The 19,192-nt window shown below is 74.0% G+C and carries 15 protein-coding genes; 12 read left to right on the plus strand and 3 right to left on the minus strand.

Translation table 11 applies throughout. The annotated features are described in order from the left end of the window. The first annotated feature begins 61 nt into the window (after positions 1-61). Genes glgX through GXB85_RS08305 form a run of 4 tightly spaced genes read left to right on the plus strand, consistent with a single transcriptional unit; the run spans position 62 to position 7,348 of the window. Positions 62-2,182 (plus strand): glycogen debranching protein GlgX, encoded by a 2,121-nt coding sequence (gene glgX / locus GXB85_RS08290; protein WP_161917171.1) that lies wholly within the window; start codon positions 62-64, stop codon positions 2,180-2,182. After that, positions 2,179-4,692: a malto-oligosyltrehalose synthase gene (gene treY / locus GXB85_RS08295; protein WP_161917172.1), complete on the plus strand. Its 2,514-nt coding sequence runs from the start codon at positions 2,179-2,181 to the stop codon at positions 4,690-4,692. The genes glgX and treY overlap by 4 nt, the downstream gene beginning before the upstream one ends. Before the next feature lie 41 nt (positions 4,693-4,733). Further along, positions 4,734-6,506: a malto-oligosyltrehalose trehalohydrolase gene (gene treZ / locus GXB85_RS08300; protein ID WP_161917173.1), complete on the plus strand. Its 1,773-nt coding sequence runs from the start codon at positions 4,734-4,736 to the stop codon at positions 6,504-6,506. Then, positions 6,503-7,348 (plus strand): PPK2 family polyphosphate kinase, encoded by an 846-nt coding sequence (locus GXB85_RS08305; protein ID WP_161917174.1) that lies wholly within the window; start codon positions 6,503-6,505, stop codon positions 7,346-7,348. Before treZ ends, GXB85_RS08305 begins: the two co-directional genes overlap by 4 nt. Before the next feature lie 40 nt (positions 7,349-7,388). Here the strand turns inward: GXB85_RS08305 and zapE are convergent, their stop codons facing one another. After that, positions 7,389-8,405, minus strand: a complete 1,017-nt coding sequence (gene zapE, locus GXB85_RS08310; protein ID WP_161917175.1) for a cell division protein ZapE — start codon at positions 8,403-8,405, stop codon at positions 7,389-7,391. Positions 8,406-8,503: 98 nt separating this feature from the next. On the opposite strand from zapE, the gene GXB85_RS08315 reads away from it, so the two are divergent. Next, entirely contained in the window at positions 8,504-9,280 is a 777-nt protein-coding gene (locus GXB85_RS08315; protein WP_161917176.1) for a dihydrofolate reductase family protein, read from the plus strand. Further along, entirely contained in the window at positions 9,277-9,762 is a 486-nt protein-coding gene (locus GXB85_RS08320) for a hypothetical protein (protein ID WP_161917177.1), read from the plus strand. Before GXB85_RS08315 ends, GXB85_RS08320 begins: the two co-directional genes overlap by 4 nt. A gap of 38 nt (positions 9,763-9,800) precedes the next feature. Here GXB85_RS08320 and GXB85_RS08325 read toward each other — a convergent pair whose 3' ends face one another. Together GXB85_RS08325 and gndA are read right to left on the minus strand one after the other, a co-directional pair. Then, on the minus strand, positions 9,801-11,102 hold the full coding sequence (locus GXB85_RS08325) for a hypothetical protein (RefSeq protein ID WP_161917178.1): 1,302 nt from the start codon (positions 11,100-11,102) through the stop codon (positions 9,801-9,803). Then, positions 11,099-12,535, minus strand: coding sequence for an NADP-dependent phosphogluconate dehydrogenase (gene gndA, locus GXB85_RS08330; RefSeq protein ID WP_161917179.1), 1,437 nt, complete (start codon positions 12,533-12,535; stop codon positions 11,099-11,101). The genes GXB85_RS08325 and gndA overlap by 4 nt, the downstream gene beginning before the upstream one ends. A gap of 122 nt (positions 12,536-12,657) precedes the next feature. Here gndA and GXB85_RS08335 point away from each other — a divergent pair, with 122 nt between their 5' ends. The 6 genes from GXB85_RS08335 (at position 12,658) to GXB85_RS08360 (ending at position 19,185) form a co-directional block, all read left to right on the plus strand. Continuing rightward, on the plus strand, positions 12,658-13,242 hold the full coding sequence (locus GXB85_RS08335) for a DUF3000 domain-containing protein (protein ID WP_370524099.1): 585 nt from the start codon (positions 12,658-12,660) through the stop codon (positions 13,240-13,242). Positions 13,243-13,369: 127 nt separating this feature from the next. Further along, positions 13,370-13,897 (plus strand): response regulator transcription factor, encoded by a 528-nt coding sequence (locus tag GXB85_RS18820; RefSeq protein WP_370524100.1) that lies wholly within the window; start codon positions 13,370-13,372, stop codon positions 13,895-13,897. Between the two features lie 99 nt (positions 13,898-13,996). Beyond that, positions 13,997-15,214, plus strand: a complete 1,218-nt coding sequence (locus GXB85_RS08345) for an HRDC domain-containing protein (protein ID WP_161917180.1) — start codon at positions 13,997-13,999, stop codon at positions 15,212-15,214. A gap of 43 nt (positions 15,215-15,257) precedes the next feature. Beyond that, the gene (locus GXB85_RS08350) at positions 15,258-16,496 is read left to right on the plus strand and encodes a thiolase family protein (RefSeq protein ID WP_161917181.1); all 1,239 of its coding nucleotides are present in this window, start codon (positions 15,258-15,260) and stop codon (positions 16,494-16,496) included. Beyond that, complete coding sequence (locus tag GXB85_RS08355) at positions 16,493-18,604, plus strand: 3-hydroxyacyl-CoA dehydrogenase NAD-binding domain-containing protein (protein ID WP_161917182.1); 2,112 nt, start codon at positions 16,493-16,495, stop codon at positions 18,602-18,604. Before GXB85_RS08350 ends, GXB85_RS08355 begins: the two co-directional genes overlap by 4 nt. Then, a complete protein-coding gene (locus GXB85_RS08360) occupies positions 18,601-19,185 on the plus strand; it encodes an ATP-binding protein (RefSeq protein WP_161917183.1) in 585 nt (194 codons plus the stop codon). Before GXB85_RS08355 ends, GXB85_RS08360 begins: the two co-directional genes overlap by 4 nt. Positions 19,186-19,192 lie beyond the last annotated feature (7 nt).

Genomic DNA, 19,192 nt, shown 5'->3' on the forward strand with positions numbered 1-19,192 from the left:
GCCACAGTCCGCGGCCCCACCCCGGTGCGCGGTCGGCCGGTCCTGCTGGCACTCTTGGCCCATGCAGATCTGGCCGGGCAAGCCCTACCCCCTCGGAGCCACGTTCGACGGCTCGGGCACCAACTTCGCACTCTTCTCCGAGATCGCCGAGCGCGTCGAGCTCTGCCTCATCGACGAGGACGGCACGGAGACGCGGATCGACGTCCCCGAGGTGGACGCGTTCGTCTGGCACGCGTACCTGCCGAGCGTCCAGCCGGGCCAGCGCTACGGCTTCCGGGTGCACGGCCCGTACGACCCCGCGAACGGGCACCGGTGCAACCCCGCGAAGCTGCTCCTCGACCCGTACGCCAAGGCCATCGACGGGCAGGTCGACGGCCACCAGGCCCTGTTCTCCTACGACTTCGGTGACCCCACGTCGCTCAACACCGACGACTCCGCGGGGCACACGATGACCTCGGTGGTCATCAACCCCTACTTCGACTGGGGCCACGACCGTCCGCCGAACCGTGAGTACCACGAGAGCATCGTCTACGAGGGGCACGTCAAGGGCATGACGCAGCTCCACCCGGGCGTCCCCGACGAGCTCCGCGGCACCTACGCCGGCATGGCGCACCCCGCGGTGGTCGAGCACCTCGTCGAGCTCGGCATCACGGCGATCGAGCTCATGCCCGTGCACCAGTTCGTCAACGACCCCTCGCTCCAGGAGAAGGGGCTGTCGAACTACTGGGGCTACAACACCATCGGCTTCTTCGCGCCCCACAACGGGTACGCGGCCTCGACCACGCCGGGCCAGCAGGTCCAGGAGTTCAAGCAGATGGTCAAGGCCCTGCACGAGGCGAACATCGAGGTCATCCTCGACGTCGTCTACAACCACACCGCCGAGGGCAACCACCTGGGCCCCACCCTCTCGTTCCGCGGCATCGACAACGCCGCCTACTACCGCCTCGTCGACGAGGACCAGGCGCACTACTTCGACACCACGGGCACCGGCAACTCCCTGCTCATGCGGCACCCGCACGTGCTCCAGCTGCTCATGGACTCGCTGCGCTACTGGGTCACGGAGATGCACGTCGACGGCTTCCGCTTCGACCTCGCGTCGACCCTCGCGCGCCAGTTCCACGAGGTCGACCGCCTCTCGGCGTTCTTCGACCTGGTCCAGCAGGACCCGGTGGTCAGCCAGGTCAAGCTGATCGCGGAGCCGTGGGACGTGGGCGACGGCGGCTACCAGGTGGGCGGGTTCCCTCCCCTGTGGAGCGAGTGGAACGGGAAGTACCGCGACACGGTGCGCGACTTCTGGCGCGGCGAGCCGTCGACCCTCGCGGAGTTCGCGAGCCGGCTCACGGGGTCCTCCGACCTGTACGAGCACACCGGCCGTCGACCGATCGCATCCATCAACTTCGTGACGGCGCACGACGGCTTCACGCTGCGGGATCTGGTCTCGTACAACGAGAAGCACAACGAGGCGAACGGCGAGGGCAACGCGGACGGCGAGAGCCACAACCGCTCGTGGAACTGCGGCACCGAGGGCCCGACCGACGACCCCGAGGTGCAGCGGCTGCGGTGGCGCCAGCAGCGCAACTTCCTCGCGACGCTCCTGCTGTCGCAGGGGGTGCCGATGCTCGCCCACGGCGACGAGCTCGGTCGCAGCCAGGGCGGCAACAACAACGGCTACTGCCAGGACAACGAGATCACCTGGATGGACTGGGACCTGGACGAGGCCGAGGCCGCGCACCTCGAGTTCACCCGCACGCTCGTCCACCTGCGCCGGGACCACCCCGTGCTGCGTCGACGCCGCTTCTTCCACGGCAGCGCGGACCACGGCGGCGAGAGCGACCTGGGCGACATCGCGTGGTTCAACGCGACCGGTGAGCACATGTCCGACGAGGACTGGCACGAGGGGCACGCCAAGGCCGTGATGGTGTTCCTCAACGGCGAGGCGATCGCCGAGCCCGACGTGCGGGGCGAGCGCGTCGTCGACGACAGCTTCCTGCTGCTCTACAACGCCGCTCCCGAAGGCGTCGAGTTCACGCTCCCGCCCGTCGAGTTCGGCGCCACCTGGACGTGCGTGGTCGACACCGACCACTCGCTCGAAGAGGGGGCCGAGGTCGAGGCGGCGAGCTCCGTGGTGGTCACCGGCCGCAGCAGCGTCGTGCTGACGCGCCCGGTGCAGGAGCGCTCGTGAGCGACACCGGCGAGCGACCCGGCCCCTCGAGGCGTCGTCCCCCGCCGGGGCGACCCGTCCCGGTCTCGACCTACCGCCTCCAGCTCAACGCGGGGCTCACCCTCGACGACGCGGCGACCCAGGTCGACTACCTCGCCGACCTGGGCGTGACGCACCTGTACCTGTCACCCCTCCTGACGGCCGCACCCGGCTCGACCCACGGGTACGACGTCGTCGACCACGCCACCGTGTCACCCGTCCTGGGCGGCCGCGAGGCGCTCGACCGGCTCGCGGCCGCGGCCCGCACGGCGGGGCTCGGCCTCGTCGTGGACATCGTGCCCAACCACATGGCCGTGCCGACCCCGGCCTGGCACAACCGTGCGCTCTGGTCAGTCCTGGCGCACGGGCCCGAGTCGCCGTACGCGGCGTGGTTCGACGTCGACTGGTCCGCCGGTGACGGCGCCCTGCTGATGCCTGTGCTCGGGCGCCGGATCGGTGCCGTGCTCGCGGCTGACGAGCTCGTGGTCGCCGAGGAGGAGGTACCGCACGAGGGCACCCAGACCGTGGTGCGCTACTACGACCACGTGTTCCCCGTGCGGCCGGGGACCGAGCACCTGCCCCTCGCCGAGCTCGTCGAGCGGCAGCACTACCGCCTCGCGTACTGGCGGGTCGCGGACGAGGAGCTGAACTACCGGCGCTTCTTCGACGTCGGCACGCTCGCGGCCGTGCGGGTCGAGGACCCGGAGGTCTTCGACGCGACCCACGACCTGGTGGCGGGGCTCGTGCGTGACGGCGTCGTGGACGGCCTGCGCATCGACCACCCCGACGGGCTGGCCGACCCGCAGGGCTACCTCGAGCGCCTTGCGCGGGCCACCGACGACGCGTGGGTGGCGGTCGAGAAGATCCTCGCGCCCGCCGAGGAGCTCCCGGAGGACTGGGCCACGGCCGGTACCACGGGGTACGAGGCGATGTGGCGCGTCCTGGCCACCTTCGTGGACCCCGGCGGGGCGGGCGAGCTGGGTGCGGTGATGCACCGGCTCACCGGCGACACGACGGACTCGCTCCCCCGCCTCGTCGAGGAGGCCAAGCGCGAGATCGTCGGGGGTGCGCTGTACGCCGAGGTGCACCGCCTCGCGGACCTCGCCGCCGACATCTGCCGGGACGACGTGCGGCTGCGCGACCACACGTGGCGCTCGCTGCACGACTGCCTGGTGGAGCTGCTCGTCGCGGCTGACCGCTACCGCTACTACGTGGTGCCCGGAGAGCCGGTGCGCCCCGAGGTCCAGACGGCGTTCGCCGAGTGCGTGCAGACCGCCCGCTCACGGCTCGACGAGGACAGGCACGAGACCCTCGACCTGCTCGCCGACATGCTCCTGGGGCTCGAGAGCGGCTCCGCGGGTCGCACGCGCGAGGCGCGCCGTGACGAGCTCGTGGTCCGCTTCCAGCAGACGTGCGGCGCCGTGATGGCCAAGGGCGTCGAGGACACGGCCTTCTACCGGTGGACCCACCTCGTCGCGCTGTGCGAGGTGGGCGGGGCACCCGAGCGCTTCGCGGTGAGCCCCGAGGAGCTGCACGCGTGGGCCGCACGTGCGCAGTACCACGCACCCGTCGCGCTCACCGGGCTCTCGACGCACGACACCAAGCGCAGCGAGGACGTGCGGGCGCGGCTCGCGGTGCTCTCCGAGCTCCCCACCGAGTGGTCGGAGCTCGTCGAGCACCTGCGTGCGGCGACCGCCGACGTGCGGCCCACGCTCCTCGACGGCCGGACCGAGAACCTCCTGTGGCAGACGCTCGCGGGCACCTGGACCCACGACGGGCCGCTCGAGGAGGAACGCCTCACGGAGTACCTCACGAAGGCCGTGCGCGAGGCCAAGTCCGTCACCGCGTGGACCGCCGTCGACGAGCCCTACGAGCAGGCCGTGCTCTCCTACGCGAGCGCGGCCCTGCGCTCGCCCGAGGTGAGTGACGCGATCACCGCCTGGGTGCGTCGAGCGGCGCCCGGCGTGCGCGCGACGACGCTCGGCAGCAAGCTCGTGCAGCTCACCCTGCCGGGGGTCGCGGACGTCTACCAGGGCACCGAGGTCCCGGCCGTCGCACTCGTGGACCCGGACAACCGCCGCCCGGTCGACACGACGGTTCTGCAGGCGCGTCTCGCGCGGCTCGAGCACGACCACCCCCGCGACCTCGCCGACGAGAAGCTGCTGATCACCTCGCGCGCCCTGCGGACGCGGCGCGCGCACCCGGAGGCGTTCGTCGGCGAGGGCGCCGGGTACGCGGCCGTGCCGAGCTCGTCGGGCCACGCGTTCGCCTTCGCGCGCACGGTCGACGGCGTGGAGACGGTCGTCACGGTGGCCACGCGCCTCGCCCTCGCACTCGACCGGCTCGGTGGCTGGGGCGACCACACCGTCGTGCTGCCGGAGGGCACCTGGACCGACACGCTCACCGGCAGGCGGCACGCCGGGGGCATGCTGCGGCTCGCGGACCTCCTCGACCGCCTGCCCGTGGCTCTCCTGGTGCGCGAGGACGGCTGACCCCCCAGGCTGGTCACGTGCCAGACGACGAGAGGAGCCCCGTGGACCGTGCAGGTGCAGCCCGCGTGTGGGCGCCGCGCGCCTCCACCGTCGAGCTCGAGACCACGGACGGACGCACGCCGCTCGACGCCGTCGGCGGCGGCTGGTGGCAGGGCCCCGCACTCGAGCACGGCACGGACTACGCCTTCGTGCTCGACGGCGGGCCCCCGCGTCCGGACCCGCGCAGCGCATGGCAGCCGCACGGCGTGCACGGCCCGAGCCGCGCGTTCGACACCGACCTGCACCCGTGGACCGCGGACTGGTCGGGTCGCGACGTGCGGGGAGCGGTCATCTACGAGCTGCACGTCGGCACGTTCACGCCGGGTGGGACGCTCGACACCGCGATCGAACGTCTCGGCCACCTGGCCGAGCTCGGGGTCGAGGTCGTCGAGCTCATGCCGGTCGCGGCCTTTCCGGGCGTGCACGGGTGGGGCTACGACGGGGTCGCGCTCTACGCCGTGCACGAGCCGTACGGCGGTCCCGCGGCGCTCCAGCGGTTCGTCGACGCGGCGCACGCCCACGGCCTCGCCGTGTGTCTCGACGTGGTGCACAACCACCTCGGGCCCTCGGGCAACTACCTGCAGGAGTTCGGCCCCTACTTCACGGAGCGTCACCACACGCCGTGGGGTGCCGCGGTCAACCTCGACGGTGACGACGCGCGCGAGGTCCGCGCGTTCCTGGTCGACAACGCGGTGCGCTGGCTGCGCGACTTCCGCCTCGACGCGCTCCGGCTCGACGCGGTGCACGCACTCGTCGACGACTCACCCCGGCACGTGCTCGCGGAGATGGCCGACGCCGTCGCCGAGCTGGCCACCGAGGTGGGCCGCCCGCTCGGCCTGATCGCCGAGTCCGACCTGAACGACGTGCGCACGGTGACCCCCACCTCGCGCGGGGGCCTCGGCATGACGGCCCAGTGGGCCGACGACGTGCACCACGCGATCCATGCACGGCTCACGGGCGAGACGCACGGCTACTACGTCGACTTCGGCACCACCGCGACGCTCGCCCACGCGCTCACACGCGTGTTCGTGCACGACGGCGGCTGGTCGACCTTCCGCGGCCGCACGTGGGGCGCGCCCGTGCCCCCGGGGACCGACGGCCACCGCTTCGTCGTCTTCGGCCAGGACCACGACCAGGTGGGCAACCGCGCGCTGGGCGACCGACCCTCGGCCGGGCTCGACGACGGCGGCCTCGCGATCACGGCGGCCCTCGTGCTGCTCTCACCGTTCACGCCCATGCTCTTCATGGGCGAGGAGTGGGGCGCCACGACGCCGTGGCAGTACTTCACCGACCACGCCGAGCCCGAGCTCGCCGAGGCGATCAGGCGCGGCCGCACCGAGGAGTTCGGCGGGCACGGCTGGGAGGAGCTGTACGGCGGACGTCTCGAGGTCCCCGACCCGCAGGCGGCCGCGACCGTCGCCGCCTCCCGCCTCGACTGGGACGAGCCCCACGAGGAGGGCCGCGCCCGCCTGCTGCGCTGGTACCGCGACCTCATCGGACTGCGTCGCACCGAGCGCGACGTCGCGTCGGGCGACCTCGCGGCGGTCCGCGTCGAGACCGACCCGCAGGACCGTTGGCTCGTCGTGCACCGGGGCGGCGTCCGCGTGGTCGTGGTGCTCGACGACGACGAGGTGCGTGTGCCCCTGGGCGCGCAGGCCACGCCACCGCGCCTGCTCGCGGCCTGGGACCCCGAGGTGCACGTGGCGGGCGGGGTGCTCACGTCCCCTGGCCGCTCGGTCACCGTGCTGCGCTGCGACCCCGAGGAGGAGCCGTGACCTGGGACGTTCCCGCGCGCGCGGCGCTCGCCGCGGACGGTCTCGACCTCACCGCGCTCGACCGCCGCTCGACGCCTGGGTGGTCGGGTGACAAGGCCGCCGGCCGCGCACGCACGGTGAACCGCGGCGCGCGGATGTCCGAGCTCCAGGAGCTCCTGTACGCCCACGGACGCTCGGGCGGGGAGCGGTCGGTGCTGCTCGTGCTCCAGGGCATGGACACCGCCGGCAAGGGCGGGATCGTGCGGCACGTGCTGGGCATGGTGGACCCCCAGGGTGTCGCCCTGCGCTCCTTCGGCGTGCCGACCGCCGAGGAGCGCACGCAGCACTACCTGTGGCGCATCCGCAACGCGCTGCCGCGGCCCGGTGCGATCGGGGTCTTCGACCGCTCGCACTACGAGGACGTGCTCGTGGTGCGCGTCGAGGACCTCGTACCCCGCGACGTGTGGGAGCCGAGGTACGACGAGATCAACGCGTTCGAGGCCGAGCTGGTCGAGGCGGGGACCGTCGTGGTCAAGGTGATGCTCGCCATCTCGCCCGAGGAGCAGGCCGAGCGGCTGAGGGAACGCCTCGAGCGCCCCGACAAGTACTGGAAGTACAACCCGGGCGACATCGACGCGCGCGAGCGGTGGCACGACTACACGGCGGCCTACCAGGCGGTGCTGGACCGCACGTCGACCGCGCACGCCCCGTGGTACGTGGTGCCGGCGGACCGCAAGTGGTACGCACGGCTCGCGGTCACCGAGCTCCTCACGGACGCACTGCTGGGACTCGGGCTCTCGTGGCCCCCCGCAGACTTCGACGTCGCGACCGAGCTGGCCCGGCTCGACGCGTCGCGCCCGTGACACCGCACGCGCGGGCGGCACGTGAGACGGGCAGGGCCCCTCAGGCGTCGACGAGCTCGCGGCCACGCTCGGCGAGCGCCCCGAGCCGCGAGAGCGCGCGCAGGTACTTCTTGCGGTAGCCGCCACGCAGCATCGCTTCCCCGAAGAGCCCTGCGGTCCCCGACCCACCGAGCAGCACGGGGACGTCGGCGTCGTAGAGCCGGTCGACGAGCACGACGAGCCGCAGCGCATCGGCCTGGTCGGTCACCGGGGCCACCTGCGTGATCCCCACCGCGGGGACCCCTTCGACGAGGGCTCCGTAGCGGCTCGGGTGCACCGTGCGCAGGTGCGCCGCGAGGTCCTCGTACGCATCGCACGTCGCGCCGTCGATCCGCGCCGCCGCGGCGGCGACCTCCTCGTCCGGCAGGCCGTCGTCGGGCTGGGGCGCCCCGCGGTGCCGGTAGTCGGGACCGTCGATCCGCAGCACCTCGAACCGCGACGCGAGAGCCTGGATCTCCCGCAGGAAGTCCTCCGCCGCGAACCGCCCCTCGCCCAGCTGCTCGGGCAACGTGTTGGAGGTCGCGGCGATCGCGACACCGTGGTCCCCCAGCTCACGCAGCAGACGGGACATCAGCACGGTGTCGCCCGGGTCGTCCAGCTCGAACTCGTCGACGCACACGAGCGCGCGGCGGGACAGCTCGTGCACCGCGCGCGCGAACCCGAGGGCGCCGACGAGGTGGGTGTACTCGACGAAGGTGCCGTAGGCAGCGCGCTCGGGCCCCACGGCGTGCGCGAGCGCCGCGAGCAGGTGCGTCTTGCCCACGCCGAAACCGCCGTCGAGGTACACCGCGACCGGGTCCTGCCGCGACCGACGCCACCACCTGCGGCGCGGACGGGCGGCGAGCCCCTCGGCCACCTCGCGCACCCGTGCACGTGCCGTCTCCTGGCTCGGGTGCGCGGGGTCCGGTCGGTAGCCGTCGAACGAGGCCTCGGCGAAGTGCCGCGGCGGCACGAGGCCCGCCACGAGTCGCGACGCCGGGACGTCGGGCCGGCGACCGACCAGGTGCTCATCTGCCACGGCGCGAAGCCTAGGTGCTCACCCGGCCGGCTCCGCCCACGTGACCGCCCACCGGGCCGTCGGCCGCGACGGCGGGCACGGCGGGCTACGGTCGAGCCGTGACCGCATACCCCGAGCTGACGATGCTGCTGCCCGACGCGGGTCGGGGGTTCGGGTCCGACCCTGCGGAGACCGAGCTCGCCGACCTCGTCGCGCGTGGTCGCCCGGGCGGCCGGTGGGTCACCGCGAACATGATCACGACGCTCGACGGCGCGGCGTACGGACGTGACGGCAGGTCGGGGTCGATCAACGGCCCCGCGGACCTCCGGGTCTTCTCGGTGCTGCGGGCGCTCGCCGACGTCGTGCTCGTCGGCGCGGGTACCGCGCGGGCAGAGGGCTACCGTGCACCGCGCACGCCGGAGCGGCTGCGCGCCGTCCGGGCGTCCCGGACCACGACGGCCGCGCCGGCGCTCGCCGTCGTGACCCGTTCGGGCGACCTTGCCCCCGAGCTGCTCGCCGACTCTCCGCACCCGTGGGTGTTCACCACCTCGGGCGCCGCGCACCTGGGACACCTGCGGGCACACCTGCCACCCGAGCGACTGCACGTCTCGGACGACGTCGACCTGGCCGCGGTGCTCGCGGTGCTCGCCGACGCGGGTCTCCCCCACGTGCTCACCGAGGGAGGTCCCTCGCTGCTGTCCGACCTGGTCGCGCGCGACCTCGTGGACGAGCTGTTCCTGACGACGGCTCCGGTACTCGTGGGCGGCGACGCGGCGCGCCCGACGACGGGTGCGTGGTTCGACCCCCAGGCTCGGGCGGCCCCGGTGCACCTGCTCCACGCCGACGGCGTGCTGCTCGGGCGCTGGTCGCTGCGCGGCCCTAGGCTCGGACCATGAGCGAGATCGTCGTCGTGCTGACCGAGGAGACCCTCACGGACCTCGACGTCGAGCACATCACCGCCCTGCACGCCGAGCGTGACGTCAGGTACCACGTCCTGGTGCCCGCGGACACCGAGGCGAACGTCCTCGTCTCGCTCGTGGACCACCTGAGCCTGGGCGAGCTGCGCGAGGCGCTCGACGCGGTGCTGGGCCGCGAGCCCGCGCCCGAGCGCGCGCACGCGACGGCGACCGACCAGCTCGACCACAGCGTCGCCGCCTTCACATCGGCCGGAAGCACGGCCGACGGCGCCGTCGTGGCCGACGACCCGCTGCCCGCGCTCCGAGCCGTGGTCGCCGACCGCGAGGTCGCGGAGATCGTCGTGGTCACGCGGCCGCACGCGCTCGAGGACACGTTCCACACGGACTGGGCGTCGCGCGCACGCGACGAGCTCCAGGTGCCGGTGCTGCACCTGTACGGCGGGACGAACCGGCTCGGCTGAGGGTCCGTCGCCGCGCAGCCCGTGCGGGCCGACCGGAGCTAGAGGCCGGTCCCGGTGACCTCGGGGTAGTACCGCCGGAACTTGCGCACCTGGTTCACGGCCGCGGCCAGCACGTAGAACCGTCGCTTGAGCCGGCGCTCGGCCCGGTAGCGCAGCGGGTGGGCGGTACGTCGGGCGCGCACGAGCCCGTCGACCTTGGCCCGCAGGTCCGCGTCGAGCACGTAGCGGCGGAGCAGGCGGTGGGGCACGATCGAGTAGAGCACCTCGCGCTCGACCACCACGGGCTCGACCTCGGTGCCGTCCACCCGGTCCTCGACGAGGAACCGGACCGGGTTCGCACCCGCCGCCGTGACGTAGTAGTTGTTGCGGCCGATGCGCGGGTTGACCTCGAAGAACTGCGCCGAGCCGTCGCGCGGGTCGATCTTCACGTCGAAGTTCGCGAAGCCCACGTACCCGGTGCGCGTCAGCAGGTGCGTCGCCTGCGCGAGCATCTCGTCGTGGCGTCCGGTGATCATCGCTGCGGGATTCCCGAGGCCGCTGGGCGTGTGCTCCTCGAGCAGCACATGCGCGCAGCACGACAGGGTCACCCGGCCCCGGGTGTCCACGTAGCACGTGATCGAGCGCATCTGGGTGTCGTCGCCGGGGATCATCTCCTGGACCACGAACGTCCCGGTGAAGCCGGCGTCCGCGAGGGTGCCGTAGAGCGCCGTCAGCTCGTCCGGGGTGTCGACCTGGTAGACCTTCTTCTTCCCCGTGAACGACAGCCGCTCGTAGTCGGCGCTGTTGGCCGCCTTCGCGATCACCGGGAACGGCAGGTCCACGGGCGCGGGCACCCATCCGGGTGCGCCCGCCGCCGCGAAGTCCTGCACCACGGTGCGTGGTGTGCGGATCCCGAGCTCGGTGCAGAGCTCGGCGAACTGCGCCTTGTCGGCGAGACGCCCGAGCAGGTCGGCGTCGAGGAAGGGCACGGTGTACCACTGCTCGAGCTCGGCGCGGTGCTGCACGAGGAAGCGCACGAGCCAGTCGGTGTTGGCGAGCAGCAGCAGCTCGGGGGCGTCCTCCCCCGCGGCCGGCGCGAACCGCTCGGCGACGCGCTGCACGGCGCCGACGATGTCCTCGGGCGTCGCCTCGGCCCCCAGCACCACGTTCTCGAGGATCGTCGAGTCCGCCACGGGGCCGGTGAGCGTCAGGCTCACGACGACCGAGCGCACGCCGTACTGCTCGTGGAACGAGCGGGCCAGCGCGTAGACGCCGATGTCCGCACCGAGGATCACCGGCTGGAAGCGCCGGCCGCGCGGGCTCACGCCCTCGGGCGCGGTGATCCGCACGGGCGCCGTCATGCCGGGTTCTCGGTGCGGTCGCCGGACCAGTCGGTGTGGAAGGTGCCCCCGCGGTCGGTGCGGCGGTAGGTGTGGGCACCGAAGAAGTCACGCTGCGCCTGGATCAGCGCCGCGGGCAGACGCTCGGCGCGCACACCGTCGTAGTACGCCAGCGAGGACGCGAACGCCGGGACCGGGACCCCGTTGAGCGCGGCCTGCGCGACGATCCGGCGCCACGCGGAGACCCCGTTGCTCACCGCACCCGTGAAGTACTCGTCCGCGAGCAGCAGCGGCAGCTCCGCGTCGCGCTCGTAGGCCTCGGTGATCCGGTCCAGGAACCGGGCCCGGATGATGCACCCGCCCCGCCAGATGCGCGCCATGGCACCGCGGTCGATACCCCAGCCGTACTCGGCCGAGGCGGCCGCGATCTGGTCGAAGCCCTGGGAGTACGCCACGACCTTCGAGGCGTACAGCGCCAGGCGGACGTCCTCGACGAACGCGTCACGGTCGATCACGTCCCAGGTCCCCGCGTGCGCCGGCAGCACGCCCGCGGCCGCGGTCCGCTGCGGGACGGAGCCCGACAGCGCCCGCGCGAACGTCGCCTCCGCGATCCCCGTGATCGGCACACCCAGGTCGAGGCCGTTCTGCACCGTCCACCGGCCGGTGCCCTTCTGCTCGGCCTGGTCGAGCACGACGTCCACGAAGGCCTGCCCGGTCTCGGCATCGGTGTGGGCGAGGACCTCGGCGGTGATCTCGATGAGGAAGGACTCCAGGTCGCCGGTGTTCCACTCGGCGAAGATGCGCCCGATCTCGGCCGCCGAGATGCCGAGCCCCTGCTTGAGCAGGTCGTACGCCTCGGCGATCAGCTGCATGTCCGCGTACTCGATGCCGTTGTGCACCATCTTCACGAAGTGCCCCGCACCGTCCGGACCCACGTGCGTGCAGCAGGGGACGCCGTCCACCTTGGCCGAGATCTTCTCGAGGATCGGTCCCAGGGTCTCGTAGGACTCCGCGGGGCCCCCGGGCATGATCGACGGGCCGAGCAGCGCGCCCTCCTCACCACCCGAGACGCCGCTGCCCACGAAGTGCAGGCCCTGCTCGCGCAGCGCGGCCTCGCGTCGGCGGGTGTCGGCGAAGTGGGCGTTGCCCGCGTCGACCACGATGTCGCCCGGCTCGAGCAGCCCCGTGAGCTCGTCGATGACGGCGTCGGTGGGACCGCCCGCCTTGACCATGATCACGACCTTGCGCGGGCGTTCGAGCGCCGCGACGAAGTCCTCGAGCGACTCCGCGGCGACGAAGTCGCCTTCGTCACCGTGGTCCGCGACGAGCGAGGCGGTCTTGGCGTACGACCGGTTGTGCACCGCCACCGTGAACCCGTTGCGGGCGAAGTTGCGGGCGAGGTTGCGGCCCATGACGGCCAACCCGGTGACACCGATCTGCGCGCGTGCGGACATGCTCAGGAGTTCCCTTCGGACGGTGGCTTCCCGGCCAGCGTAGACGGCGGCGCTGCACCCGGCGCCGGGTGTCCGCGCGCCGGTCCACGACGGCGTCGGACCCGCGCCTTACGCTGCCTGCTGTGATCACCGCCGATGCTCAGGTCCCCGCCGAGTTCCGGCGCGCCCTGACCAGCCTCGCCGAGCGCCGCCTGCGCCCCGAGGTCCACCTCACCGAGATCCCCGCGCCCGGGCGGATCGCCCCGTTCGCGGTCGCCCTCACGGGCGACGTGCGGGTGCGCGGCGACGAGGTCGACGAGGTCGAGGAGCCCGCCTCGGGTCGCTTCGTGCTGCTGCACGACCCCGCGGGGCAGGAGGCCTGGCACGGGACGTTCCGGGTCGTGACCCTGGTGCGCGCGACGCTCGACCCCGAGGTCGGTGGCGACCCTCTGCTCTGCGAGGCCGCCTGGACGTGGGTCACCGAGGCCCTCGACCGCGCCGGTGCCGAGCGCACGGCCCTCGGCGGCACCGTGACGCGGGTGATCTCCCAGTCGTTCGACGCCCTGGCCGAGCGCCCGGGTGAGGCCGAGGTGGAGATCCGGGCGTCCTGGACGCCGCCCGACGGCGCCGTGGGCGACCACCTCGAGGCGTGGGGCACCCTGCTCTGCCAGGCCGCGGGCCTCCCGCCCCTGCCCGAGGGCGTGTCGGTGCTCGGCCGGCGGCACTGACGTCCCGCGCACCGCAGACGCTCCGGCGGATGCACCCGATCGGGTGACACGACGGGCTCAAGGGCCCTGAGCAGCCTGCCGATACCACCAGGAGAGCAGCCCCCGCCCCGGCCTCCTGGAGAGCTTCGTGACCGTCGAGCACGTCCGCACCGCACCGCCGGCCCGCACCATGACGCGGGCGCGGCCGCTCTCCACGGCCCCTCACCCGCCGGCGCAGCGCACCGCACGCCCCGACGGGCCGCTGTGCCTGGCCGTCCCGGAGATGGGCGAGGGTGACGGTGCGTCGCTCGTGCGCACCCTGCGCCGCCGTGAGCAGACCCGCGCGGTGCTCCTGACCCGCAAGGCCGGCCGGCGCGAGCTCGTCGTCCTGCTCAGCGGGGGTGTGCGCGGGGCGGTGACCGCCGACGCCCCCGGCGCCGTGCGCATCGCCCGCCCGGCCGCCGCGACCCCGCGCCAGGGCCCCGAGCTGACGGCCCGTGAGCTCGGTGTCCTCAAGCTCGTGGCCGACGGCCGCAGCAACCGTCAGATCGGCGAGCACCTCGACCTCTCCGCCCTGACCGTCAAGAGCCACCTGGCGCGCATCTCCCGCAAGGTCGGCACGGGTGACCGCGCCGAGATGGTCGCGTTCGCGATCCGCAACGAGCTCATCGCCTGACGACCGGCCGTCGCCGGGGCCTCGGTCGCCGGCAGCCGGGAGGACGGCGCGCGTGGCGGGTCCCCGGATCGCCCCCTCGCACCACGTAGCGTGACCCCCATGCCGAGCACGACGCCCGAGGTGACCCCGCTCACGGAGCCCGCTGGGGGCGTCCCACCCGTCGTCGACACCGCCGAGGCTCTCGAGGACGTGGTCGCGGCCTTCGCGGCCGGCACCGGACCCGTCGCCGTCGACGCCGAGCGTGCGTCCGGGTATCGCTACGGCCAGCGCACCTACCTGGTGCAGCTGCGTCGCGCGGGAGCAGGGACCGCGCTGATCGACCCGATCGCACTCCCGGACCTCTCGTCCCTCGACGAGGCCCTGCGCGGGACGGAGTGGGTGCTCCACGCCGCGTCCCAGGACCTTCCGGGCCTCGTCGAGCAGCGCATGCGGCCCGACGCGGTGTTCGACACCGAGCTCGCGGCCCGGCTGCTCGGGCTCGAGCGCGTCGGGCTGGCCGCGGTCGTCGCCGAGGTGCTCGGTCTGGGCCTCGCCAAGGAGCACTCGGCGGTCGACTGGTCCACCCGACCGCTCCCGCCCGAGTGGCTGCGCTACGCGGCCCTCGACGTCGAGGTGCTGCTCGAGCTCCGCGAGGCGCTCGGCGCGCGGCTGCGCGAGGCCGGCAAGGACGAGTGGGCCCGCCAGGAGTTCGAGGCCGTCCGGCTCGCCCCGCCCCCACCTCCCCGCGTCGAGCCCTGGCGGCGCACGTCAGGAACCCACACGGTGCGCGACCGCCGTCGGCTGGCTGTGGTCCGTGCGATGTGGGAGGCCCGCGAGGACGACGCCCGACGTCGTGACATCTCGCCCGGACGCGTGCTCCCGGACGCGGCGATCGTCGCCGCCGCCCAGGCGCTGCCACGATCGGTCGAGGAGCTCGCGAGACTCAAGCCGTTCACCGGCCGCGCGACGCGCAGGCGCGTGGACCACTGGTTCCGGCCCGTCGCCCAGGCGCTCGCGCTCGACGAGGCCGCGCTCCCGTCGATGCGCGGGCCCCGCACCGACGCACCGCCGCCGCCCCGCGCGTGGGCGGACCGCGACCCCGCGGCCGCGGCGCGGCTCACGGCGGCCCGCGCCGCGGTGACGGCCCTCGCGACGGAGCACTCCCTGCCGGTCGAGAACCTGCTCCAGCCCGACCTTCTGCGTCGGCTGTGCTGGACACCGCCGGGCGACCTGGACGCGGCGTCGATCGCCGCGACGCTGCGCGCCGGGGGCGCCCGCGCGTGGCAGGTGGACCTCGTCGCGGGACCGTTGGCTGCGGCGCTAGTTACTCTCGAGTAACATCCTCGACCGACCGGACACCGTCGTCCCCCGGAGGCCCTCCGTGCCCAGTGCCGCCCGCCCGCCCCGCACCGTGCGCGACGTCGTCTTCGTCGACGGCGTGCGCACCCCGTTCGGCCGCGCGCGGCCCGACGGCCTCTACGCCCACACGCGTGCCGACGACCTCGCGGTCAAGACCGTGCGCGAGCTCGTGCGCCGCAACGCCCTGCCCACCGACCGCATCGACGAGGTCGCGATCGCAGCGGCGACGCAGGCGGGTGACCAGGGACTGACGCTCGGCCGCACCGTCGCCGTCCTCGCGGGCCTCCCACCCACCGTGCCCGGCTACGCCGTCGACCGGATGTGCGCGGGGGCGATGACCGCGGTGACCTCGACGGCCTCGGCGATCGGCGTGGGGGCGCAGGACGTCGTCGTCGCGGGCGGTGTCGAGCACATGGGCCACCACCCCATGGGGGCCTCGGCGGACCCGAACCCGCGCTTCGTCGCCGAACGCCTCGTCGCCGCCGACGCCCTTGTCATGGGCCGCACGGCGGAGAACCTGCACGACCGCTTCCCGGCACTCACGCGTGAGCGAGCCGACGCCTACGGGGTCCGCAGCCAGGAGCGCTACGCGGCCGCGCGCGCCGCGGGCCGCGTGGCACCCGACCTCGTACCCGTCGCGCTGCGCGACCCCGAACGCGGCTGGGGCCTCGCCACCGAGGACGAGCCGCCGCGCCCGGCCACGACGCTCGACCAGGTGCGCGACCTGCCCACGCCGTTCCGGCCGGGCGGGCGCGTCACCGCGGCGACGTCGGCGCCGCTCACCGACGGGGCGACCATGTGCCTCCTCGCCGCCGAGGACACCGCGACCGAGCTGGGCCTGACCGCGCGCATGCGGCTGGTCTCGTTCGCCTACGCGGGCGTCGACCCGGCGCTCATGGGCCTGGGCCCGGTGCCGGCCACCGAGCGCGCGCTCGCCCGCGCGGGCCTGACGATCGACGACATCGGCGCGATCGAGATCAACGAGGCGTTCGCGGTCCAGGTGCTCGCGTTCCTCGACGCCTTCGGCATCGACGACGAGGACGAGCGCGTCAACCCCGACGGCGGCGCGATCGCCGTCGGGCACCCCCTCGCCGCGTCGGGCGTGCGGCTGATGACCCAGCTCGCGCGCCGCTTCGCCGCGCAGCCCGAGGTGCGCTACGGCCTCACCACCATGTGCGTGGGCCTGGGCCAGGGCGGCACGGTCGTCTGGGAGAACCCCCACCACGAGCAGGCACGCGAGAACGCACGGGAGCAGGCATGAGCGACGACCAGACGACCCACGCCGAGCGCGTGACCCACGCCCTGGTGCGCGACGTGGCGCTGCCCGGTGGGCGGACGCTCGCCCTCGTCACCCTCGACAACGGTCTCGACCACACCAAGCCGACGACGCTCGGTCCAGGTGGGCTCGGCGAGCTGCGCACGGCGTTCGAGGGGCTGCGTGCACGGGCCGCCGACGGCGGTGTCGACGCGGTCGCGGTCACCGGCAAGCCGTACTACCTCGCCGCGGGGGCGGACCTGCGCGGCGTCGCGTCGATCTCCGATCCCGCGCAGGCACGCCACATCGCCGAGCTCGGCCACGCGACGTACCGGCTGCTGTCCGAGCTCGGCGTGCCGACGTTCGCCTACGTCAACGGCGCGGCCCTGGGCGGCGGCCTCGAGCTCGCGCTGCACTGCGACTACCGCACCGTCGGCACCGACGTGAGCGCCCTTGCGCTGCCCGAGGTGATGCTGGGCCTCGTCCCGGGCTGGGGCGGGTGCTACCTGCTCCCCCGGCTGCTGGGCGTCGAGCGCGCGCTCGAGCTGATCCTCACGCGCCCGCTCGCGAACAACCGGATGACGGGCGCCGACGAGGCCGTCGAGCTGGGGCTCGCCGACGTGGCGCTGCACCCGGCGGACTTCCTCGAGCAGTCGCTCGCCTGGACCGTGCGCGTGCTCGACGGCGACGTGATCCCGCGACGTCGCGAGCTCGACGACGCGGCCACGTGGGCGGCCGTCACCACCGCGGCACGGGACCGGCTCGACGCCCGGCTCCACGGTGCCGCCCCCGCGCCGTACCGCGCGCTCGAGCTCGTGGCCGCGGCGCGTGACCGCACACGCGACGAGGCGTACGCGGCCGAGGACGACGCCCTGACCGAGCTGCTCATGTCGGACGAGCTGCGCGCGGGGCTCTACGCGTTCGACCTGACCACGCGCAAGGCGCGCACACCAGCGGGAGCGCCGTCGGCGGAGCTGGCGCGTCCGGTGCGCGCGGTCGGCATCGTCGGTGCCGGCCTCATGGCCGCCCAGCTCGCGGTGCTCATGGCCCGACGGCTGCGGGTCCCGGTCGTGATGCGCGAGATCGACGACGAGCGCGCCGCCGCAGGCCGTGACGCGGTGCGGCGGCAGGTCGAGGGCATGGCCGCCAAGGGCCGGATCTCGCAGGACGAGGCCGCGCGGCTCCTCGCGTCGATCACGGTCGGCACCGACCTGGGCGTCTTCGCGGGTGCCGACCTGGTGGTCGAGGCCGTGACCGAGGTGATGAAGGTCAAGCAGCAGGTGTTCGCCGAGCTCGAGGAGGTGGTGGCACCCGACGCGGTGCTCGCGACCAACACCTCCGCCCTGTCCGTGAGCGAGATGTCGGCGCACCTGCGCCACCCGGAGCGCGTCGTCGGGCTGCACTTCTTCAACCCTGTCGCGCAGATGCCCCTCGTCGAGGTGGTGCGCACCGAGGGCACGTCAGAGCAGACGCTCGCGACCGCGTTCGCGGTGGCCAAGGACCTGCGCAAGACCGCCGTCGGCGTGGCCGACCGGCCCGGCTTCGTCGTCAACCGGCTGCTGCTGCGCATGCTCGCGGACGTCGCGGGCGCCGTCGAGCAGGGCACGCCCGTGACGACGGCGGACGCGGCCCTGCGACCGCTCGGGCTGCCGATGGGCCCGTTCGCGCTCATCCAGCTGGTCGGCCTGCCGGTCGCGCTGCACGTCCTCGACACGCTGCACACCGAGCTCGGCGACCGCTACCCGCTGTCGCCGGGCCTCGAGCGGCTGGCCGCCGAGCGCCGGCGCGTGGTGCCCGAGCCCGACGGCCGCGGGGCCGAGCAGTCGGTCGACCCGGGCATCCAGGAGGTGTTCGGGACGCCGGGCGACGCCCCGGCCCTCGACGAGCAGGGCGTGCGTGACCGCGTGCTCGCCGGCCTCGCCCAGGAGGTCGGCCTGATGCTCGACGAGCACGTGGTCCCCGGGCCCGAGCAGATCGACCTCGGGATGATCCTCGGGGCCGGCTGGCCGTTCCACCTCGGCGGCCTCACGCCGCTGCTCGACCGCTCGGGCTGGAGCGAGCGCGTCATCGGCAGGCGTCTGCACCCTCGCGGGGTCGCAGACGTCCCCGCATGAGCGGGCCGACGCACGACTGGTCGTCCCCCGTGGACGAGGCGCACCTGGGCGAGGTCCGGGCCCGCGCCGCTGAGCTCGCGCCGAGCGGGACGCTGCACCTCGTGCTCGAGGTGCTCGCGTACGCGGCCGAGGAGGCGACGGCGCGCGGAGGGGGCCACGCGCGGGTGACGCTGCACGACGACGGCTCGGTGACGGTCGCCGACGACGGCCGCGGGACCCAGACGGAGACCCGTGACGGGCGTCCGGTGCGCAAGCCGGTGATGGCGACGCGTGACCTGCGGTTCTTCGCCGCCGAGGCGCCCCCGGTGCTCCCGGACGGGGCGCCGCGCCGGGGCGCCTCGGTGGCGGCGGCCCTGTGCACGCGCCTCGTGCACGTCAACCGGCGCGCGGAGGGCTCGTGGTCGCAGCTCTACGAGCACGGGGTACCGTCCGACGAGCTCGTCCCCGTCGAGCCGGACGGCTCGACCGGCACGACCGTGCGCCTGTGGCCGCAGCCGGGGCTCGCACCGGTGGGCGACCCAGCACCCCTGCGGGGGCTGTGGCCGGACCTGGAGGTCGAGGTGGTCGACGAGCGTCGCTGAGGGGCCT

This window comes from Cellulomonas sp. APG4 (assembly GCF_009996735.1).
Classification (GTDB): Bacteria; Actinomycetota; Actinomycetes; order Actinomycetales; family Cellulomonadaceae; genus Actinotalea.